General features: G+C 46.6%; 16 protein-coding genes. 11 read left to right on the forward strand and 5 right to left on the reverse strand.

The features are described 5' to 3' along the window. The first annotated feature begins 277 nt into the window (after window positions 1-277). Entirely contained in the window at window positions 278-667 is a 390-nt protein-coding gene (locus QUA47_RS01365; protein ID WP_333429408.1) for a hypothetical protein, read from the forward strand. Window positions 668-790: 123 nt separating this feature from the next. On the opposite strand, the gene QUA47_RS01370 is transcribed toward QUA47_RS01365, so the two are convergent. Next, window positions 791-1648: an Hpt domain-containing protein gene (locus QUA47_RS01370; protein WP_333429409.1), complete on the reverse strand. Its 858-nt coding sequence runs from the start codon at window positions 1646-1648 to the stop codon at window positions 791-793. Between the two features lie 163 nt (window positions 1649-1811). Further along, entirely contained in the window at window positions 1812-2738 is a 927-nt protein-coding gene (locus QUA47_RS01375) for a DMT family transporter (protein WP_333429410.1), read from the reverse strand. Window positions 2739-3022: 284 nt separating this feature from the next. Here QUA47_RS01375 and QUA47_RS01380 point away from each other — a divergent pair, with 284 nt between their 5' ends. Continuing rightward, complete coding sequence (locus QUA47_RS01380) at window positions 3023-3823, forward strand: SDR family oxidoreductase (protein WP_333429411.1); 801 nt, start codon at window positions 3023-3025, stop codon at window positions 3821-3823. Between the two features lie 95 nt (window positions 3824-3918). Here QUA47_RS01380 and QUA47_RS01385 read toward each other — a convergent pair whose 3' ends face one another. Beyond that, window positions 3919-4728, reverse strand: a complete 810-nt coding sequence (locus tag QUA47_RS01385) for a calcium-binding protein (RefSeq protein ID WP_333429412.1) — start codon at window positions 4726-4728, stop codon at window positions 3919-3921. Window positions 4729-4925: 197 nt separating this feature from the next. Here QUA47_RS01385 and QUA47_RS01390 point away from each other — a divergent pair, with 197 nt between their 5' ends. From QUA47_RS01390 to QUA47_RS01415, 6 genes are all read left to right on the forward strand, one after another. Further along, on the forward strand, window positions 4926-5906 hold the full coding sequence (locus QUA47_RS01390; protein WP_333429413.1) for an ATP-binding cassette domain-containing protein: 981 nt from the start codon (window positions 4926-4928) through the stop codon (window positions 5904-5906). 202 nt (window positions 5907-6108) lie between these two features. Beyond that, entirely contained in the window at window positions 6109-6897 is a 789-nt protein-coding gene (locus QUA47_RS01395; RefSeq protein WP_333429414.1) for an ABC-2 family transporter protein, read from the forward strand. A gap of 314 nt (window positions 6898-7211) precedes the next feature. Further along, window positions 7212-9776: a nitrite reductase large subunit NirB gene (gene nirB, locus QUA47_RS01400; RefSeq protein ID WP_333429415.1), complete on the forward strand. Its 2565-nt coding sequence runs from the start codon at window positions 7212-7214 to the stop codon at window positions 9774-9776. A 207-nt stretch (window positions 9777-9983) separates the two neighbouring features. After that, window positions 9984-10343 carry a nitrite reductase small subunit NirD gene (gene nirD / locus QUA47_RS01405; RefSeq protein ID WP_333429416.1) on the forward strand — a complete coding sequence of 120 codons (360 nt, stop codon included), beginning with the start codon at window positions 9984-9986 and terminating at the stop codon, window positions 10341-10343. Between the two features lie 217 nt (window positions 10344-10560). After that, window positions 10561-12654 carry a HEAT repeat domain-containing protein gene (locus tag QUA47_RS01410; RefSeq protein WP_333429417.1) on the forward strand — a complete coding sequence of 698 codons (2094 nt, stop codon included), beginning with the start codon at window positions 10561-10563 and terminating at the stop codon, window positions 12652-12654. Window positions 12655-12687: 33 nt separating this feature from the next. After that, a complete protein-coding gene (locus QUA47_RS01415; RefSeq protein ID WP_333429418.1) occupies window positions 12688-13932 on the forward strand; it encodes a hypothetical protein in 1245 nt (414 codons plus the stop codon). Between the two features lie 272 nt (window positions 13933-14204). On the opposite strand, the gene QUA47_RS01420 is transcribed toward QUA47_RS01415, so the two are convergent. Together QUA47_RS01420 and QUA47_RS01425 are read right to left on the reverse strand one after the other, a co-directional pair. Continuing rightward, window positions 14205-15914: a pentapeptide repeat-containing protein gene (locus tag QUA47_RS01420; RefSeq protein ID WP_333429419.1), complete on the reverse strand. Its 1710-nt coding sequence runs from the start codon at window positions 15912-15914 to the stop codon at window positions 14205-14207. 423 nt (window positions 15915-16337) lie between these two features. After that, entirely contained in the window at window positions 16338-16754 is a 417-nt protein-coding gene (locus tag QUA47_RS01425; protein ID WP_333429443.1) for a hypothetical protein, read from the reverse strand. Between the two features lie 255 nt (window positions 16755-17009). Here QUA47_RS01425 and QUA47_RS01430 point away from each other — a divergent pair, with 255 nt between their 5' ends. The 3 genes from QUA47_RS01430 (at window position 17010) to QUA47_RS01440 (ending at window position 20991) form a co-directional block, all read left to right on the forward strand. Next, entirely contained in the window at window positions 17010-18779 is a 1770-nt protein-coding gene (locus tag QUA47_RS01430) for a S8 family peptidase (protein WP_333404281.1), read from the forward strand. Then, the gene (locus tag QUA47_RS01435) at window positions 18776-18997 is read left to right on the forward strand and encodes a hypothetical protein (protein ID WP_006634386.1); all 222 of its coding nucleotides are present in this window, start codon (window positions 18776-18778) and stop codon (window positions 18995-18997) included. The genes QUA47_RS01430 and QUA47_RS01435 overlap by 4 nt, the downstream gene beginning before the upstream one ends. Before the next feature lie 1013 nt (window positions 18998-20010). Next, window positions 20011-20991 carry a glycosyltransferase gene (locus QUA47_RS01440; RefSeq protein ID WP_333429420.1) on the forward strand — a complete coding sequence of 327 codons (981 nt, stop codon included), beginning with the start codon at window positions 20011-20013 and terminating at the stop codon, window positions 20989-20991. Window positions 20992-21169 lie beyond the last annotated feature (178 nt).

Genomic DNA, 21169 nt, shown 5'->3' on the forward strand with positions numbered 1-21169 from the left:
CAGCCTTCTAGAAATTTTACCGACTTGGCTCTTCTATACTATCGCTTCCCGATGTTAATTATCACAGCAATTTTTGCCATTCTTCAAGTATGTTTAATAATTTCCCAAAACTTTAATATTTGTGGTAAAATTTTGCCTGCTGGAAAAGCGGGAGAGAAATGCGTCTCCAGAGCGGCCTACTTACTGAAATATTAAGTTAAGGTAAGGGTGACAAGATCTGAAAGTCAAGTCACGCTAAGCTCTTTAAGTATATCCAACAGGCCCGACAATTAGACTGATGATCGACTTCAATACAGTTACTGAATTTTCTTGTACCTACTGCATAGCTATCTGTGCCTTTTTAGTTCCGGCAAACTTGCTGACTACTTTGCAGACAGTGATTTTGACAGCACTAAACCGACCTCGAATACAAATTTGGGCGTCTGTGGTTGTCGCCAGCCTTTGGGCTACAGCAATGATATTTCACGTTTTTAGCTGGTTCGCGATCGGGGTAGTAATGCCTCCGACATACATCTTGTTAGTTATGGGAATCACTTGTCTGACAATCAATGTCTGGGCGATCGCTCATCCTGCAAGCATGATGCAATTAATTCGAGTTGGAGTATCAGTTGTTAGGGGAGCTCTCCAGAGGAAGAAGGATTTAGTTATCTGGGAGAGAAGGATGTAATTATCTAGGAACTCAAAAATAATTTGGTCGGGGTAATGTCAAAGATGTCAGGGAGAATATAGGTTTCAGAAGAAAGTTTTCCCTGGTTGCAAATCGGGGATCAGAGTCCAGATTTTCTACTGCTTATTCCGGTTCCCGATCGCGACAATCTTCGGTTTCCGGGCCGCGGGGATGGATCGTGCAGTTGAGCAGGTAGCCGCCATCGCTTCTGCCGTAATAGTAGCGGCATCCGATGCAAATTGCGGGAGGTTCGATCGCACTGTGGTAAACCGGATAATCCGCAGTCGCCAGCAGCGAAAAGTCGCGCTGCGTCTGAACATTCCCGATAATAGCGCCGGAGAGTTCGACAGCTTGGCGGATGTTTTCGATCCTGGTGTAAGGCGGTAGGTAAATGTCAATACAAAGGCGTATGCCCTGGCTATCTTGATCGTGGCGGGTAATAGTGCCTCCGAGCAAACCGACGCGCGAAGCAATAGCTGAGGAAAATTCGCTCAGGGAGGTGCAGTAACCGGAGAAAACGTGAATATGTTCGTCCGTAGTAGCTCTCACAGTCAGGCGAGTGGGAATTCGCACTCTCAGGTAAGCGTCGAGTTCGTCAAAAACTGGTTCGGCGAGGGAGAGCATTTGGTTTGCGTCTTCGTGGTTGAGCCCAAAACCCTTAGAAACCTTTGACACGAGGGCTGCTAAAATATCAAAAACTTCGGTTAAGAGCGATTGTAGCCTGCTATCAATGGCGATCGGACATTCTCTAAGCAGCTTTAAATAATCCTCCAACCGATGAGCAATGCGCTGAATGCTGCTAAATCCGAGCATAGCTGCTCCCCCTTTAATCGAGTGCGAGGCTCGGATGAGCTGGTGTATTCTTTGGGGATCTGGCACGGTATTTTGCAGATATTGCAAGCCTTGCCCGATAATTTGGATCTGTTCTGTGGTTTCTTCGATAAAGTAGCCGATGATCCGCTGTAGTTGTTCTGGCAGCATAATTTTATTCTCCTAAAGGCAGCCGAGTATTATTAGTCATTACTCAGACCTTTGATAGTTTTGAATCGATATTTCACTGATGAGTAATTCGGGTTTTTAAGCCCTAATTTGTTTTATTCTGACTCACGGCAACTGTTGTGGCAATGTCGAAAACGGTTAACTCTTAACTGTTGACAGTAATTTTTTTTGCTCCGACGGTAGCGGTTGCTACCCCCAACAGCAGCACCGCAGCACCTGCGAGTACCGCCGGCGCGGGCACTTCCCCAAACAGCAAATAACCCAACCAACTCGCCCCAACCGGTTCAAACAAGATGGCAAGAGTTACCAGAGTTGGGGAAATCTGCATTACCGCCCAGTTCAAAATGGTGTGGCCGACTAACTGAGGCAAAGCGGCTGTTAACAAAATATAAAAATATACAATGTCGGGGTAATTAGTATAAGAAGTGCCGAAGGCGAAGGGGAGAGGCAGCAGAACGATCGCAGCAACAGTATAGGCGATCGCGATATAGCCACCAATTCCCAGTCCCCGCCGCTGAGCTTCCCGGCCCAGCAGCAAATACAAGCTGACAGCCCAGGAACCAGCCAGAGCCAGGAAATCGCCAAGCAGTTGGCTGCTGCCAGCATCGGCTGCGCCCGCACTTCCGAGGGCGATCGCGATTCCCCCTGTCAGGGCTATAGTAATGCCCGCGATCGACATTTTGCTGAGTTTTTCGCCGAACCAGAAGCGCGATAACAGCGCTACCCAGACAGGATTAGTGGTGACGAGGGCAGTCGAGGCGGCGATCGAAGTATAAGAAAGTGAGGTAATCCAGAGGGCAAAATGCAGGGCAAGACACAAACCCGCAGCAGCAGCATAGCGCCGAGTTCCCGGTTGCAGGGCGTTCCACTGAATTTTCCGCCAAGCCGGAAGCAGAATTAAAGCAGATAAAGTCAGACGAGAGGCCGCGAGTACCAGACTGAAACCCAAACCGCCCGCCCCTGCTGAAAAGTTAGCCAAACGAATTAAGATTGACGAAGTTGAGACGGCTAAAACGCCGATAATTAACACTAGGGCGATCGACCAATTAGGTGCTTGTTTCGGAAGATTCATTTTTTAAACATTGGGCATTGGGCATTGGGCATTGGGAAAATTTACAAAGCAATTTTCGCACAAATTATGAATAATTTCTATTCTCTTCTTCTGCTCTTCTCTTCTCCTTTCTTCCTTCGTGTCCTTGGCGCCTTCGCGGTTCGTTAAAAAAAGCCCGTTCGCGAATCACAAAAAAATCCTATACTCAATAATTATTAATAGAGAGCGCGCCTAAAATTATCTAACCTCTGTTATAGTTTCAATATCGCAAAAAAACAATTACCACTTACAATTTATAACTATCTATGGCTCCTACAGTTTTGATTACAGGCGCTTCTCAAGGAAGTGGCAAAGCAACAGCAATTTTATTTGCAAGTAAAGGTTACGATGTAGTGATGGTAGCTCGCCAGCCAGAGAGATTGGCAGCAGCAGCGGCTCAAGTGCAGCGAGAAGGAACTTCCGCTGTAGCTATTCCGGGGGATGTCGGCGACATTGACCAAGTGCGCGCGATCGTCCAAAAAGCCCTAGATGCCTGCGGCAACATCGATGTTTTAGTTAACAATGCTGGCATTTGTCTCGCGGGGGCGATCGAGCACACTACCTCGGAAGACTGGCAGCAATTAATGAATACCAATTTTTGGGGATGCGTTAACACAATTCAAGAAATTGTGCCACATTTTCTGCAACGAAAAACTGGCACAATAGTTAATGTTGGTTCTATTGGTGGCAAAATGCCTTTGCCTCAAATGACTGCTTATTGTGCCAGCAAATATGCAGTAACCGGTTTAACAGAAACTTTGCGATTGGAATTAGCGCCTCAAGGCATTCACGTTTGCGCCGTGCATCCCGGCTTGATTAATAGCGATTTTTTAGAAAGAGCTCAATTTCGCGATCGAGACGAACCCGGAGTCGAATTGCGCCGCCAGAAAATGAGCCAAATGCTGAAATCTGAGTGGGCAACTCAGCCAGAAGATATTGCTAAAGCTATTTGGGATGCTGTGAAAAATCAGCGTGCAGAAGTTACCGTCGGCCCTGCTTTTTTGGCATCCGAAGCTTATCGTTTGTTCCCCGGTTTGATGCAGTGGGCAATGGAAAAAGGCAACTGAAGAACAGGTAAGATGCCTGTTCCACAGGAACTAAGTTTTTTTTGTGGAACGGGCAAGATGCCCGTTCTTGAGAGATAATTAATCAATTAGCTGCTTCAAAGCAAAGAACTAGCATTAATAAAACGACCGTTTAAATCGGCTGGGGTCACGTTCAACACCGTACCCAACAAAGCATTAGTAAAACCAAATCTAATATTAGTAGCTTCCACACGGCCGTTGCCATCGGGATCGAGACTTTGCCGCGAGATGCCACCCTTGGCTAACAAACTCGTTCCCCCCGTTACAGTTGCAGGATCGATCAGCAGCAGTCTCGGATCGTTCAAGCTATAACTTACCTCTTCTAAGGAGATATTGCTGCTGGTAAATGCCACACTAATTCCAATCGAATCGCTAGACTTATCAAAATCCACAATTACCGCGTCAGGAACTTCAATTCCAACTACTCTGCTTCCCGCTTGATCGACTCTCAAAACAAATACATCGTTCCCTGCACCACCTTGGTAAATATCCACATCTCTGTCGCCAATTAAAGTATCATTACCCTCTCCGCCCACTAACAAATCAACACCTTGTCCTCCGCGCAGCAAATCATTTGCCGCACCCCCATCAAGGAAATCGCTATTTCTATCTCCTGTCAAGAAATCGTCGCCAGTTTCTCCCAAAACATCGTCATCATCTTTGCCGGCGTAAATAGAATCATTGCCGACACCGCCTAACAGACTGTCTTTACCATCGTTGCCGAAAATCCGTTCTGCATCTGACGAGCCCCTGACAGTATCATTGCCGCCCACCATCCAAAGTCCCCCAGGAAAACTAGCAAGTTGTCCTGGTGCAAGTGTAATATTTTCAGAAGAATTGTCTCCTACCAAACGAGAGATGCCTGAATTATCTGGGGTGAGTACCATATTTGTAAACTTGGTGCGATGTGAGCATGGATATTGTGCAATATTCTACAGCTTATTAGGGTGCGCCAGAACACAGTTACTTCCTGTGAGCGATCGAGCAATCGTTGGCGCACCCTACTAGCCAGCTCGATCGCTCCATCTTGGCACAAGCCTGATGGAAATACCCTAGATTAAAATAAAAGTTAAAATTTGAACCGATGCCAATTATCTTAGTTGAAGACTTGAGCAAAGTTTATCCGGTAGCGATTAAAGAACCCGGGCTTAAAGGAACAGTGCGACACTTTTTTAGTCGCACTTACCGTAATATCAAAGCAGTTGAGGGCGTTTCTTTCAGTATTGAACCGGGGGAAGTGGTGGGGTTTCTCGGTGCTAACGGTGCGGGCAAAACTACTACGCTGAAAATGCTGACTGGTTTGATTTATCCCTCGGCTGGTACTGTGAGAGTGTGCGATCGCACTCCTTTTCGTCGGGAAGCAGATTTTCTGCAAAGAATCACCTTAGTGATGGGGCAGAAACAGCAGTTAATTTGGGATTTACCTGTGCTTGACTCTCTGCGAATCAATGCCGCTGTCTACGGCATCTCCGATACAGATTATCGGCGGCGAGTCGGAGAATTGACAGAGATGCTGTCACTAGAAGGCAAGTTAAATCAGGCAGTACGAAAGCTTTCTTTAGGCGAACGCATGAAAGCTGAATTGATGGCGGCGCTGCTGCACCAGCCCGAAGTATTATTTTTAGATGAACCGACTTTAGGTTTAGATATAAACGCACAGTTTAGCGTCAGGCAATTTCTGCGAGAATATAACGAGCGCTATCAAGCAACGGTGCTGTTGACGAGCCATTACATGGCGGACATTACTGCTTTGTGCAAGCGCGTTTTGTTAATCCATGAAGGGCAATTAGTTTATGATGGCAGTTTAGACGGATTGCTCGACAGGTTTGCACCTTATCGGGAAGTTCAGGTAAAATTAGCTAAGCCGCTGGCAAAAGATAGTGCTTTTGCTTACGGGGAGGTAGAATCTATTGAGGGACAATCGGTGCGTTTTTTAGTGAAAAGGGAAGAACTGACGGTGAGCGTGGCGAAGATTTTGGCGGAGTTAGAAGTGATAGATTTGACTGTTACTGACCCGCCAATTGAAGAGGTAATCGGTCGCGTTTTCCGCACGGGAAAAGTGTAATTTTTTTGGCTGGACTCATTCTCCATAACAGGCAACATATCTGTTTTACTAAAGTTTCAAGCTTTTTTGGAACGGGCATCTTGCCCGTTGCTAACACTGAAAAATTGAACAGGCAAGATGCCTGTTCCACTAGAGTTTCAATGTTTTGTGGAACGGGCATCTTGCCCGTTGCTAACACCGAAAAATTAAATCTAAAAATGATATGACAAAATCAATCAAAATTGCTAAAACTTTGTTATTTACCTACTACGCTTATATGCTCGAATACAGGGCAGAATTGTTTTTGTGGGCCCTGTCGGGAGCTTTGCCATTTATCTTGATGGGTGTTTGGACGCAGGCGGCCGAGACTGGTCAATTTGGGCTGAATTCCATCGACTTTGCCCGTTATTTTTTAGCCACTTTCATTGTCAGGCAAGTAAATGTAGTTTGGGTAATTTGGGAGTTTGAAAAGGAAGTAGTGCAAGGCAAGCTATCTAATAGATTGTTGCAGCCTCTCGATCCCGTATGGCACCACTTCGTATCTCACGTTTCCGAAAGGTTTGCACGGCTGCCCTTTGTATTCGGATTAGTGCTGCTATTTTTTGCAATTTACCCGCAGTCTTTTTGGCTGCCGAGTTTGGGAAGGTTTTTGCTATTTTTGTTGGTTATCGTCTTGACTTTTTGTTTGCGGTTTCTGATACAGTATACTTTTGCGCTGTTTGCTTTTTGGCTGGAAAGGGCAAGTGCGATCGAGCAATTCTGGTCTTTAATTTACCTGTTTTTATCGGGAATTACCGCGCCGTTAGAAGTGTTTCCCGCACCCGTGCGCGAAGTAGTTTTGTGGACTCCTTTTCCTTATTTGATTCATTTTCCCGCTTCAATCTTGATCGGATTGCCCGTAGATGTAGGCCGCAGTTTGTTGGTAATGTTTGGTTGGAGTGCGGTGTTTTTTGTGTGGAATCGCTGGCTTTGGCGACAGGGCTTGAAGCAGTATTCGAGCATGGGAGCTTAAATAATAATTAAAAATTAGAAAACTGTAAGGTGCGTCACAGTAAAAATGTTAATCGTTTTGTCAAAAACACTTAGCTGACGCACCATTCTTAACTGTGAAGTAAATCTAAAATCTAAAATCTAAAATCTAAAATCTAAAATCGACTGACGCACCTACTTAAGTCGATCGCACACATCATGCCATGCAAAAATGCAATCGGGACTATTCGACAATTGCATAAACATCCCTTTTTTGTATATATAAGTACAAAAGTTTACAATAAAGTCTTATATTAATAAACCCAACGACTGATAAACGGGATAAAAGAGATTCTAATGACAGCCAAAAAAAACCTCATTGTAATCGGCAATGGCATGGTAGGTCACAAGTTCCTAGAGTTAATGGTCAGCTCGGATGCTGCCAAACACTGGAATTTAATTACTTTTTGTGAAGAACCGCGCGTTGCTTACGATCGCGTAAACCTCAGCGGATTTTTCTCGGGCAAAACAGCGGGAGATTTATCTTTAGTTGCACCGGGATTTTATCAAGAAAACGGCATCCAAATTCACATCGGCGACAAAGCAGTCGCCATTAACCGGGAACACAAAATAGTCTCTTCAGCCAACGGTTTAGAAGTTCCCTACGACAAAATTGTTCTCGCGACCGGTTCCTATCCATTTGTGCCATCAATTACAGGCAAAGACGCTACAGGAACTTTTGTTTACCGGACAATTGACGACCTGGAAGCGATGTTAGATTACGCTAAAAATTGCAAAACTGGTGTAGTAATTGGCGGCGGTTTGTTAGGTCTAGAGTGTGCTAATGCTCTGCAAAATATGGGTCTAAAAACTCACGTAGTTGAGTTTGCATCGCGGCTGATGCCCGTGCAAGTTGACGAGATGGGCGGTGCAATTCTCCGCAGCAAAATAGAAGAGTTGGGGGTTTCGGTTCATACCAGCAAATCTACAACAGAAATTGTTAGCGAAGATGGCAAAGTTACTAAAATGCTGTTCGCTGACGGTTCGGAATTGGCAACAGATATGATTGTGTTTTCTGCTGGCATTCGCCCCCGCGACGAAATTGCCAGAAGTTGCGGTATAGAAGTAGGAGAACGCGGCGGCATTGTGATTAATGATAGTTGCCAAACCTCCGATCCTGACATTTATGCGATCGGAGAATGCGCGCTTTATCAAAGTCGCATCTACGGCTTAGTTGCGCCTGGGTATACAATGGCAAGCGTAGCAGCAGATATTTTGAGCATTGTAGCGGATGACGGGCAAGATGCCCGTTCCACAAGCACTTTTACAGGTGCGGATATGTCCACTAAACTTAAACTATTGGGGGTGGATGTCGCTAGTTTTGGAGATCCTTTTCCCAAGTCGGCCGATGCTAAAGAGATTGTTGTCACTGACACCTTCCAAGGCATTTACAAAAAATTAGTTTTAAATCAAGACGGCAGCCGGATTTTAGGTGGAATTCTCGTGGGAGATGCTTCGGCTTACGGCACTTTGGTGCAATTCATGCAAAATGAAATTGCTCTGCCGCCGCATCCAGAAGATTTGTTAATGCCACCGCGAGAAGGGGGAGTATCGGCGGGTTTTGGAGTAGACAGTTTGCCGGATTCGGCTCAAATTTGTTCTTGCAATAATGTTACCAAAGGGCAGATTTGTGAAACGATTAGCGATCGCAATTTAACCGATGTTGCCAGCGTCAAGAAATGCACTCAAGCTGGGACCGGCTGCGGCGGGTGCGTGCCTTTGGTGACGGATATCTTCAAGGCGGAGATGAAGAAAGCTGGGTTTTCAGTCAAAAATAATCTTTGCGAGCATTTTGAATATTCTCGTCAAGAATTGTACCATTTAGTGCGTTCTCAAGAGATTAAAACCTTTGAGGAGTTGATTGAAAGACACGGCAAAGGTAAGGGTTGCGAAATTTGCAAGCCTGCTGTTAGTTCGATGCTGGCTTCTACTTGGAATGACCATATTTTAGAGAAGTCTCACGTCGGTTTGCAAGATACGAACGATTACTTTTTGGCAAACATTCAGCGCGACGGTACTTATTCGGTGGTGCCGCGAATACCGGGGGGAGAAATCACGCCAGATAAGTTGATTGTTTTGGGTGAAGTTGCCAGGGATTTTGGGCTTTATACTAAGATAACTGGCGGGCAACGGATTGATTTGTTTGGAGCTCGCGTGGATCAATTGCCCCATATTTGGCGTCGGTTGATTGATGCGGGATTTGAGTCGGGACACGCTTACGGTAAGGCTCTGCGTACTGTAAAATCTTGTGTTGGTAGCACTTGGTGCCGCTTTGGGGTGCAGGATTCAACGAGTTTGGCGATCGAGGTTGAATTGCGGTATCGCGGTTTGCGATCGCCCCACAAGCTCAAATCTGCTGTTTCGGGTTGCACTCGCGAATGCGCGGAAGCTCAAAGCAAGGACTTTGGGATAATTGCCACAGAGAATGGTTGGAATTTGTATGTGTGCGGCAATGGCGGCATTAAGCCACAGCACGCGGTTTTGCTGGCGACGGATATCGATAAGGAAACGCTGATTAAGTATATCGATCGATTCTTGGTTTTCTACATCCGCACGGCCGACAGATTGGAACGCACTGCTACTTGGTTGAACAAGCTTGAGGGCGGGATTGAATACTTGAAACAGGTGATAATTGAGGATTCTCTGGGCATTTGTGCTGAATTAGAAGCGCAGATGGAACATTTAGTGAATACTTATCAATGTGAGTGGAAAACGACGATTGAAGACCCACAAAAGGTGCAGCGGTTCCAGCATTTTGTGAATTCCGATTTGCCCGATCCGAGTATTGTTCGTGTTGCGGAACGGGGACAAACGCGGCCGGCTAACGAACATGAAAAGGCTCTGGTTGGAGTTTCGGAATAACCCCTCCCCAGCCCTCCCCTTGAATCAGGGGAGGGAGCAAGATTTAATCTCGCTTAATCTTCCAGGCTCTACCTGGGAATGAAGTCCCGGAGGCTCTGCCTCCTAAAACCGTGAGCCAGAGCCTCCTTCGGCGAGGCAGAGCCTCGAAACCTACGTTCCCAGCCGGAGACTGGGAACGAGATTAAAGTAAATTAACAGGAAAAGAAGATGGTTCAATCATTACAACTTTCCGATACAGTAACAACTTGGGTAGATGTGTGTTCTCTCAATGCGATCGCCCCTTATACTGGAGTTTGCGCTTTAGTTAAAGGCGAACAAGTGGCGATTTTCCGAGTGGGAAACGGGGATGAAGTTTATGCGCTTAGCAATTACGACCCGTTTAGCAAAGCTTTTGTTTTGTCGCGGGGAATTGTGGGCGATCGCAACGGCACTCTCAAAGTTGCTTCTCCCATTTACAAACAAAACTTTAGTCTGACTACCGGGCAATGTCTGGACGATGAAACGGTAAAGATTCCTACTTTTGGGGTTCGAGTTGTAGCCGATCGCGTCCAAGTAGCTGTTAGTTAGATTCAGCGGCTTAATTATTCGATCGCCATCCGCCACCACCTAACATTCCTGTGGGTGCGGGCGGATTTTGCATTGGGGCCCTGCCGACTCAGTATTTTTCGTCTAAAATAGAGTCGATTGGTTCCATACTCCAGGGTCGCTCAAAAAAATCTCAACTAATATCGGAGCTGATGCGAGGATTGTCAATGCAAACAAACTTCAGGGGCAGAGTATCGGTATGTTATTAAAAAAACTTGTTTCCGAAAATAATCCCCAGACTGTAGCAGAGTTAATTTATACCCAACTCAAAATCGGTCAACTGACTGGGGGCGAGATCAACATACAAGTTTTCGGCCAGCACTGGCGGGACGAATCTTTGCACGAAGTCCTCAGAGAAATTGCAGCCAAGCTCGACAAAGAAACAGCGAGCGAAATTATAGAATATCTCACAGCTCAAAACGGTCAACAAGAAAAATTTATTAATTTGTTTTTAGCAGCGCAATGCCTGTTAAAAGTTAAAAATGATGTTAATAAAAAAACAGAAAAAAGACTGTTAAACGCTTTAAAAAAGTTATCGCAATACGGCACGGGTTTCCTGATTCTTTATCAAAGCGCTCAAGAATTGCAGGAAACTTATCAAATTCGCCATCGATCGATCGCAGCGATCGCCCAAACTTGGAAAAACGACCCGCAAACCCTACCTTGGCTGAAAATACTCGCTCACTCCAGTGACTGCGGCGAAGTCCGAGCCACAGCAGTCGAAGCAATAGCCCGTGGTTGGCCAGACCAGCCAGAAATTTACCTGATGCTCAAAAACCTCGCCCACTCCGATGGAAGCTGGGCAGTGCGATCGACCTGTGTGCGAGAAATGGCTTCTGGTTGGCCAGACACCAGCGATACCTGGCCGCTGCTGACTGCTTTGGCTCAGTTCGATCAAAGTCCCGCAGTCCGCACCGCAGCACTCGAACAGTTAGCCTCTCATTGGCCCGATCGCACAGATACCTTGCTGCTACTGAGAAGCGCCGCCGAATCCGACGAAAATTTGGGAGTGCGAGTCGCAGCGTGGCAAGAAATAGCCAGAGGTTGGCACAGCCTTTTAGGCACGGCCTCCCTGCTCAAAAACCTTGCCCAGACAGGAAGTTCTATCCTGCGAACCGTAGCGGTGCGGGAGTTGGCAGCGGGCTGGCCTGCTGCAGCCGACGTTTGCCTCTTGCTGAAAACCCTAGCCGAATCCGACAGCAGCAAAGAAGTGCGGACAGCAGCCTTAGAAGAATTGGCCTCGCACTGGCCCGACGAACCAGACATTTACCCGCTGCTGAAGACTAAAGCCGAGTCCGACGCGAGTGCGAGCGTGCGGCGCTCAGCAGTGCAAGCAATTGCCTCTGGCTGGCCCGGGAACCCCGAAACACTGACTTTTTTGAAAAATATAGCATTGAGCGATCGCGACGCCGACCTGCGCGAAATAGCCCTAAAACAGATAGCGGCAGGTTGGCCCGACCACCCAGAAACCCTGCCCCTGCTGAAAAAAATAGCTGATTCCGAGGATTACTGGACTGTGCGGCAAGTAGTAGTGGAGGCTGTCGCCGCACTGGCGTCAGGCAGTCTCGAAGTCTTTGCTTGGTTGCAAAATCTCGCCGAGTCAGACAGACACCTCAACGTCCGAGAAACTGCGGTGGAAGAGATCGCAAAACGCTGGTCTCACCGGGGGGAGACGCTGCCTTTCCTCAAAAGCCTGGTCGAGTCAGAGCAAGATTCTCACTTGCTGAGCGTGCTGGTGCGGGCGATCGTCCGGGGGTGGCCCGACCACCCAGAAACCTTGCCTTGGCTGAAAATTGAGCTCGATTCTGGGGAAGCGCTGGTGCGGCAAGCGGCGGTGCTTGAACTTGCTTACAACTGGCCAGACAACCCTGAAACTTGGATGCTGCTGGAGGCTAAAGCAGAGGGCGATGAGAGTCCCGCTGTCAGGCAAATCGCTTTGCAAAAGTTAGCGCGGGGGTGGACAAATCAGTCTCAAACTTTCGAGTGGCTCAAAAGTAGAGCTCAAAAAGAAGAAGATTCGCAGGTGCGGGCGATCGCCCTGGTAGAGTTAATGCGGGGATGGAAAGACGAGCCGGGAATGTTTGAGTTTTTGCGCGATCGAGCTTTGAGCGATGTTGACAATCAAAACGGTTCTTTTCCTTACAATCCCAGGTTTACAGCACTCGAAGCGATTATCGAACATTATCCCGAGAATCCCGGAGTTGTGCCGTTGTTGCGATCGCTTGCAGTTTCCGACGCCGACGAGCAAATCCGCGCCTTAGCCGATCGCCGGCTACGCAGCCAAGATTGGTAAACAAAAACAATCCTTTAGACCTTTCGGAAAATTATGGTTATTAATCGTTACACAGTTAGTTGTGGAACCTGCCAAACAAACCATACTCTACGCATCTCACTGGGAACTGATCGTTATCAAGAGCATACCTTCCCTTGTGTAAATTGTGGTGAGGATATGTCTGTTCGCTTGGACATTGATTTTGATGACTGGGGTAAATTTGATAATTTGCCAGGCTTCAAGGCTCCAAAAACTAAGTTTTCTACAGTTAGCAACTGTGAAGTTTGTCAAGCTGAAGGAACGGTTATAAATTTAGACCCCAATTTCCTAGTTCCCGAAAACTTTTTGCATAACAAATATTATTTTTCTTCCCTTCATCAAGCTGAGCGATTGGGTGCTTTTGAGAGAATTGAAAAAACAAAAAATTCCTTTTCAGGAAAGCAAATACTAGATATTTTTTCCTTGGTAGGAGGCTTTAGAAATTTAAGAGAGAAGCTGGACTTTTTGATTAAAGCTTGGTCTCTTCACAACCGAGGCAAAGAGAATCTTGCACTTGAATACTTAGATAAACTTGCCGAGGATTTATTTGATAAATCTTATCCTTTGCACGAATCAATTCAAATGTTTAGTGCTTTGTTTATTGGTGAAGAGCGGAGCGAAGAAATGAAAACTATATTGAATGAAATTAAGGAAGCCAAAAGGAAAAATTCCTTACAATATTACAATCTTCGCTCATACTATTTGGAGGAACACGTAGAAGATTGCCTAGAGCGCCATTTAGAAAGTTTTAGTGATTACTTGAAAAATTATGACGACCTACTTCAGCTCTATCTGTATGCAAAGCAGAAACAGAAAATCCCAGAGGATATATCACTTTCATCCAAGAGATTTAGAAACCTAAAGATGTTTTATGGAAATATCTACGAACACATAACTTCAAGTATTTTCATTTTAGCAGGTATAAATAACATATTAAGTGGTCGTAATTTTGATATTTTTGAACAGATGGCTCTGAAGAAATATATGACTATAAATAAGGCTAATAGAGCTAACCCTTTTAAAGATAGACACAGCTTTGCTCCTGTCGTTAAGTGTTTAGATAGTACGCTAAGAAATGCCTCGCATCATGGTGCGATGAAACTGCAAATAAACTCAAACATTATTCAGTATCGTTCAGGAGGGACGGGAGCCTTAAATACCATTAGTTACACTGAATATTTGCAGAAATGTAATGAAATGATGTTCTCTTCTTGTATGCTTTTGATTGTCGAATTGAGGATTCTAAAAAATTGGATATAGTTAGTTTCTTGGGGGACAGGCATCCAGCCCTCCCTGGACTGGCTTTTCACTTCTATATCTATTGATTCCGACAAAAGGCCGATCGCAAACCGCACCGCTTCCCCCATTACCGAACACCGATCGCAATCCGAAGCCGTTTTCTCCCACCTAAGCAAGTGTTCCCGAAACACCCGGTCTTGCTTGGCCCGCTGCACGATGCTTGCAGTTTCGGACGCCGACGAGCAAATCCGCGCCTTAGCGGGTCGCCGGCTTCAAGTGTTAACGATTAACTGTTAATCATCGATTAAAAGGGTAATTGCATACCGCACCGCTTCCCCCATCATTGAACAACGAACGCGATCAGACGCCGTTTTCTCCCACCTGAGCAACTGTTCCCGAAAAGCCGGGTCTTGCTTGGCCCGCTGCACGATCGCCTGACTGATGACTTTCTTTTGAATCTGCTCTGTCGGGATACCTTGCTGCTTCAAATAATCCAACAGCCGCTGCACGCTTTCAGAGAATTTATCCGGCGTCTGAGACATCAAAATAAACGAAATTTGGCGCACCATTCGCTGGTAGATTTCCTGTCTTCTGAGCAATATTTCCTTGTGACTCGGCTCCGCCGGCTCCACACTGTTACTAGGAACAGCCAAGTCGAGCAAACTCAAAATTTCAGCGTCCTTGGCTAAAACCTTTTCCAACATATCTGGATAAAGCTCCAAAATGCGATCGCCCAAAATCTTGCCGTTCACCAAACGGTTCGCACTCAGCCTCAGTAAACTTTGTTCTCCCGCAGACTCAAAAAATTGAACGTTCAACTTAAGTTCGCGGCTCTCCAACTCGACTCGACGCATCGTAAAAACCAAAGCCTCCCAATTAGGAGATTCATCAAAACACACCTTCACAATAGAACTGTCCTCTTGATGCTGCCGCCCCAATTCCCCAGACTCAAAATCGCGATCGACCGGTAAGCGATTTGCCGCAACTTTCGCACTATAATCAAACTGAGTAAAAACATAGCTGCAGTCAACTCTCGACAGATCGACATCTTGAACTTGCCAATTTTGAATGCAGCAACCCGTAAGCTGCGCCCCCTCCAAATTCGTCCGAATCAAACGGCACTCAATCAAACAAGCTTCTCTTAAATCCGCCTCACCCAACATCGCATCCATCAAATAAGCGCCGCTCAAATCAGCTTTCCGCAAATCTGCACTGCGTAAATTAGCTTCGCTCAAATCCGCCCGCAGCAAATACACTCCTTGCAGGTTAGCTCGTAGCAAAAGTGCCTTCTTAAAACTCGCTTTCAATAAATAAGAACCCGCCAGATTAGCTCGACTCAAATCAGCGTTATCCAGCACCGCCTCAGTCAAATCCGCACCCGCCAGCACAGCTCGGTGCAAGTCAGCGCCCGTCAGATTTGCCGATCGCATTTGAGCGCCATTCAAGTCAGATTCAATCAAATTTACACCGATTAAAATTGCCGATCGCAAATTAGCTTCCACTAAATGCGCTTCCCGCAAATTAGCGCCCGTTAAATTAGCACCAACAAGACTGGCGCGGTTGAGATTAGCCTCCATCAATTCCGCCGCCATCAACTTCGCGCCGTCGAGTTTAGCCCCGGCAAAATTAATTTGGTCAGATTTAACTCCTTGAAGATTAGCACCGCCCAAATCCGCTTCCGGGAACGCGGCCCAATTGAGTTCTGCTGCTTCCAAACAAGCAAGGCGCAAATCCGCTTTAGCAAGATTGGCCCCGCTCACATTGGCCCCGCTCAGATTCGCCCCAGCCAGCCCCGCACTGCGGAGATCCGCGCGCCGCAAACAAGCCCCTATCAACTTGGCATTGCTCAAAAAAGACCAGCTCAAATTAGCACCGGTCAAGTTAGCACCAGTGAGGTCTATTTCTCGCAGGTTAACACCGCTTAAACTAGCGCCGCTGAGGTCAATGTGACCAAAGTTGCGCTCTCCCTGTTGATAGCGCTGTAAAAATTCTTGTGTTTGCATTCCGCTGATTGGGGGGCTGGCAATTTAGCTGTTTTAGGACGCGCTGGTCAATAACTTTAACTGTAAGGTACGCACGGAACACGAGCGGGCGCACGGGGACACTACTCTTACTACTTACTGCAAGAACTCATGTCCTCCGGGCGATCCCTGGGTACTTTACCCTATAGATGGCAGTTCAAAGGATTTGTTGCGTAAGCTCTATTTCTACTACCAGTTTTAAAGACTTTTGTAACTTAAAGCAGCAGAGTTAACATCTTATACGCTGGGAGCATCTCATATTGGTAAAAACACTTCTTCTGGCTCTTTCCTTCTCCCTGTTTCCTCCTGCCTCCTGCCTCCTGTCTCATGCCTCAAAACTCCAATTTCTAGCTTGGTTGCTTTCATTGAGATGCTCCCTATACGCTGCCCCGCCGGAGAGTGTTTTTACCTAAAGCGCTGCAATTCTTGCTGCAAGTATTTTCCCCATTTAGTCGCTAGAGGAATTTCTGTAAAAGGAACCTGCACCGCAGCAGCATCTTTCAACAAAAATTCGAGGGCAATTGGACTTCCAGAACTCGGTGGCGACTCTAAATCAACTGCCTGAGAGTTGACTAACAACCGCAGCGACTCCACGTCTTTTAAAGAAAAAGTTTGCAAATTTATCGGCCCGCTGCGAGTAGGTTTCCCCCAAGTTAAACTGTCTTCTTGCTGACCGAGTACAGCATAAATATCGTACTTGGCTTTAGCGAATTGTTCGGCCCAGACACGATAGGCTTCCAGCTTTTGATACTCGTTCCATCCAGCCCAAGCCAGAGAAATAAAAATTGCCAGCAGCGGCAGCCACATTAAACCTCTTTCCATGCAATACCCTTGTTGAAAATACTCGCTTGTTCTGTTGGTCATCTTCTCTCATGATACAATTAATTGAACTCCTACAACTTGCTCTGCAATTTAAACGAGAAATTAGAGCAATTTTTGTTCGAGCAACAGCCACCGCGGAAAACTACCAAACGCCCGCGTGCGAGATATCCACAAGCCACAGCAAGGAAAACTGGCGCTGGCGGTGAAAATTGGGTTATTGTGGTGAACACGCCTTCCCTAAACGGACGATCGGCAATGAAAAAGTTTTTCCTTCTGTGCTTATTTTTAATCGGGCTCGGCTGGGCGATTTCTAATTTCCCAGGACTTGCTACTCAAGGCACTTACGACTCGATTGTGCTTGATTTCCGCGAAGATTTGGGTGCTGCTGAGATTGCGAAAGAAGTAAATGCGATCGCCCAACAGTACCAAGTCGCACCGCAACTCAACAGCGAATTCTCAGCGGGCGACAATGTATATGTAGTTAAGGGCGATCGCACTTTGCTAAACGCCCTGAAAAAATCAAATTTGGCTAAAGATACCGAATACATTGAACCGAACTACGTCTACAGCGCTTTCGAGATTCCCAACGACCCCATGTATACCAAGCAGTGGAATCTCCGCAGCATCAACGTAGAATCTGCCTGGAACGAAACCAAAGGCAGCGGCACAACAGTAGCGATAATTGACACGGGTATTACTCCAGTCGCTGACTTAAAAGAAACCAAATTTGTACCGGGCTACGACTTTGTAAACGATCGCGCCGAAGCCTACGACGACAACGGCCACGGTACTCACGTCGCCGGTACAGTCGCCCAATCAACTAACAACAATTACGGCGTTGCAGGCATTGCCTACGAAGCAGCTTTAATGCCGCTAAAAGTGTTAAGCGGCAGCGGTGGCGGCACGGTTTCCGACATCGCCGAAGCGATTAAATTTGCTGCTGACAACGGCGCTGACGTGATTAACATGAGTCTCGGCGGCGGCGGTGAAAGTCAGTTAATGGAAGAGGCGATCGACTACGCCCACTCTAAAGGCGTTGTGATCATCGCAGCCGCCGGCAACTCCGGCGACAGTTCCGCTTCCTATCCCGCCCGCTATCCCCACGTCATCGGCGTTTCCGCCCTCGGCCCCGACGACGAAAAAGCCACTTATTCCAATTTCGGCGCAGGGGTTGATATTGCAGCCCCCGGCGGTTCTGAAATGGGCAAGATCCTGCAAAGTACGATCGACCCGGAAACAGGCGCCGAAGTCTTTGAAGGCTACCAAGGCACTAGCATGGCTTCTCCCCACGTTGCAGCCGTTGCAGCCCTTGTCAAGGCCTCCGGCATCACAGAACCAGACGAAATTCGCAGCGTACTCTTGCAGTCCTCGCGAAATGTCACTGAAGATCCGTTAAACCATTTTGGTTCGGGACACCTAGACGCCGCCGCTGCAGTTCAGCTAGCCCAGCGCGGACAAATCAACTTCCGCGATTTCTTCCGCTGGCTGCGCGATAACGGGTATCTCAACCCCCGCTTTTGGATTGACGGCGGTGCAGTCGCCCTGTTGCCTAAAATTGCAATGGTGCTCGGTTCTTACCTGCTGGCTTTCTTTATGCGGAATTATTTTCCGTTCCAGTGGACTTGGGGCTTTTCCGGCGGCTTGATGGCTGGCAGTTCTGGGTTCTTTTTCCTCCGCAACTTGTTTGTATTTGACTTGCCACAGTGGCCGATGCGGGTGATGGGCAGTTCTATTCCCGAACTCGGCGGCGCAATTAATGGCAGCAGTATGCTGAATCCCTTTTTTGCTAGCGTTTTGATTCCTGGGATTTTGATTGCTTTGCTGTTGGGACATCAACAGTGGAAGTGGATCGCGATCGCAATTTCGATCGGTTTTGCCAGCAGTTTAGCGGTGAATGCTTTCCTGTCTCCCGCAGTCTGGGGATTGGGCACAGGTTTGGTATCACAAACATTCTTGATTGTCAATGCTGTACTGTGTTTCGGACTGGCACGTTTAGCAATTAAAACAGAGGTGCGATCGGCATGAGTATTACTGTCAAAGGTGTAATTGAACGCAAAGGATTGGGTCCCGGTACTTGGGCTTTGGTCGGCGAAGATGGGGAAACTTACGAACTTAAGGATGCTCCTTCTGATTTGAAAAAAGCTGGTTTGAAAGTCAGTGTTAAAGGTGAAGTGCGTAAGGATGTGATGACTTTTGCTATGATCGGCCCGGTTCTTGAGGTGCAGTCTTTTGAGGCGAATTAGCCTAATTGGTTAATGCAGCTTTTGAGCTAAAAAAAACCCCGGCCAAAATTGGCTGGGGTTTATTAATCAGGGTGCATCTACTAATTTAATCTCCCGCATCACAGCACCTCTTTCAGGACACTTTGGCAGAATTTGCGAACATTGGCGGCGAGGGCGTGCGATCGGCAAAAAAAAACCCCAAACCAAAATTGGTCGGGAGTTAATTAATCAGGGTGCATCTACTAATTTAGTCTCCGGCTTTACACCACCTCTTTCAGGACACTTTGGTAGACTTTGCGGAAATTTGTGGCTAGGGCGTGCGATCGGCAAAAAAAAACCCGGCCAAAATTGGTCGGGAGTTAATTAATCAGGGTGCATCTACCAATTAAGCTTCCTGAGAATTCGAGCGCAATCCGGATAACCTCAAACTTTTCAGCATCACCGTCGATACCGCAAAAAAAAACCCCAAACCAAAATTGGTCGGGAGTTATTTAATCAGGGTGCATCTACTAATTTAGTCTCCCGTCTCATAGCACCTCTTTCAGGACACTTTGGGAGAATTTGCGATAATTTGTGGCGAGGGCGTGCGATCGCAAAAAAAAACCCGGCCAAAATTGGTCGGGAGTTAATTAATCAGGGTGCATCTACTAATTTAATCTCCCGCCTCACAGCACCTCTTTCAGGACACTTTGGCAGAATTTAGGATAATTTGTGGGGAGGGCGTGCGATCGCAAAAAAAAACCCCGAACCAAAATTGGTCGGGAGTTAATTAATCAGGGTGCATCTACCAATTAAGCTTCCTGAGAATTTGAGCGCAATCCGGACAGTCGGATCGAATTTTTCAACAGGGCGATCGCTTTAGGATAGGCAAAATCAGAAGTACAGAGTTGGGGGGGGGCGATCGTATTTCTTAACCATAAAATCAACATCCTGGTTCCGGAGTGGCGGCCCAACATAGCGTATAACGGCAACAAGTGGCAATTTCGTCAATTGCCGCTGACACATCACGGTTTAACCTAATTATCCCCGCACTTATGTCAACTGAGACTGTGAAACCCAGAGTTAGCGTGATTATTCCCGTGTATCAGGGCGATCGCTTCCTTGCCGAAGCGGTAGAAAGCGTTCTCAATCAAAACTTCACTGATTATGAAATTATTGTTATCGACGATGGTTCTACAGATAACAGTCACGCTGTGTTGCAGCCATATTATAATAGTATTCACTATGTTTTTCAAGAAAATCAGGGAGTCGCTGCGGCGCGAAATCGGGGTATCCAAATAGCAAAAGGTGAGTTAATTGCTTTTCTGGATCAAGATGATTTTTGGTTATCTGATAAATTGGCTTCACAAGTAGCTTATTTTGAATCGCAACCCAACTTGGGAATGGTGAATAGTGGCTGGCAAATTGTCAATCAGCAGGGCGATTTACTGGGGAAGGTGGAACCGTGGCACCAATTACCCAATTTAAATTTAGAAGCTTGGGTGTTGTGGAAACCAGTGTTGCCAAGTACGCTGATGTTTAAGCGAAAGTGGTTGGAACAAGTAGGAGGTTTCAATCCTCAATTTTATCAAGCGCCTGATGTAGACCTAGTTTTACGTTTAGCACTCATAGGTTGTCAAGCTGACTGGGTCTGTCAGACAACCGTCTGCTATCGGGAACATCCAGAAAATTCTTCCCGAAATACACCCCAACAAGCTGAGGAAACTTGGGCCGTGTTGGAACAGTTTTTTTCCCGACCCAACTTACCAGAAAATGTGCGCCAATTAAGGAATCAGTCTTGTTATCAAACTCTTGTGTGGGCGGCGTGGCGACTCTATCACACCGGCCATATTTCCCAAATGGTCAGGTATTTAGAAAAATCTATTAGTTACACGCCTTATTCTGGGACAAAAACCATATCAGATTGGGTAACAAATTTTATCGGATATGCTTCAGAATACGGCTGCAAAATTAATGCTGACGCCTTGAGCAAATCAGCGGAATGGCAACAGCTAATGAAGTATGTATTGAACTGAGCGAAAAAGGAGCGGAATCGCCAGATTAGTATTGATCATAACGATCTATTTAATAGCGATCGCAGTTGCGTAGTGGTTGAATCCCAAATCGGAAACTATAGCTGAAGTCCGAGGTTCGGCCCAAGAAGGAAGAAACCAAATGCAGTCAAAGCAATATTTTCCGTTATCGAGAATGTCC

Source organism: Microcoleus sp. MON2_D5 (genome assembly GCF_036701905.1).
Taxonomy (GTDB): domain Bacteria; phylum Cyanobacteriota; class Cyanobacteriia; order Cyanobacteriales; family Microcoleaceae; genus Microcoleus.

Excerpts from the sequence above, each read along its gene's own strand:
- QUA47_RS01410 (WP_333429417.1), top strand. The coding sequence starts at position 10,561 with ATGTTATTAAAAAAACTTGTTTCCGAAAATAATCCCCAGACTGTAGCA.
- QUA47_RS01425 (WP_333429443.1), bottom strand. The coding sequence starts at position 16,754 with ATGGAAAGAGGTTTAATGTGGCTGCCGCTGCTGGCAATTTTTATTTCT.
- QUA47_RS01440 (WP_333429420.1), top strand. The coding sequence starts at position 20,011 with ATGTCAACTGAGACTGTGAAACCCAGAGTTAGCGTGATTATTCCCGTG.
- QUA47_RS01375 (WP_333429410.1), bottom strand. The coding sequence starts at position 2,738 with ATGAATCTTCCGAAACAAGCACCTAATTGGTCGATCGCCCTAGTGTTA.
- QUA47_RS01390 (WP_333429413.1), top strand. The coding sequence starts at position 4,926 with ATGCCAATTATCTTAGTTGAAGACTTGAGCAAAGTTTATCCGGTAGCG.
- QUA47_RS01370 (WP_333429409.1), bottom strand. The coding sequence starts at position 1,648 with ATGCTGCCAGAACAACTACAGCGGATCATCGGCTACTTTATCGAAGAA.
- QUA47_RS01415 (WP_333429418.1), top strand. The coding sequence starts at position 12,688 with ATGGTTATTAATCGTTACACAGTTAGTTGTGGAACCTGCCAAACAAAC.
- nirB (WP_333429415.1), top strand. The coding sequence starts at position 7,212 with ATGACAGCCAAAAAAAACCTCATTGTAATCGGCAATGGCATGGTAGGT.
- QUA47_RS01380 (WP_333429411.1), top strand. The coding sequence starts at position 3,023 with ATGGCTCCTACAGTTTTGATTACAGGCGCTTCTCAAGGAAGTGGCAAA.
- QUA47_RS01430 (WP_333404281.1), top strand. The coding sequence starts at position 17,010 with ATGAAAAAGTTTTTCCTTCTGTGCTTATTTTTAATCGGGCTCGGCTGG.
- QUA47_RS01420 (WP_333429419.1), bottom strand. The coding sequence starts at position 15,914 with ATGCAAACACAAGAATTTTTACAGCGCTATCAACAGGGAGAGCGCAAC.
- nirD (WP_333429416.1), top strand. The coding sequence starts at position 9,984 with ATGGTTCAATCATTACAACTTTCCGATACAGTAACAACTTGGGTAGAT.
- QUA47_RS01435 (WP_006634386.1), top strand. The coding sequence starts at position 18,776 with ATGAGTATTACTGTCAAAGGTGTAATTGAACGCAAAGGATTGGGTCCC.
- QUA47_RS01395 (WP_333429414.1), top strand. The coding sequence starts at position 6,109 with ATGACAAAATCAATCAAAATTGCTAAAACTTTGTTATTTACCTACTAC.
- QUA47_RS01385 (WP_333429412.1), bottom strand. The coding sequence starts at position 4,728 with ATGGTACTCACCCCAGATAATTCAGGCATCTCTCGTTTGGTAGGAGAC.
- QUA47_RS01365 (WP_333429408.1), top strand. The coding sequence starts at position 278 with ATGATCGACTTCAATACAGTTACTGAATTTTCTTGTACCTACTGCATA.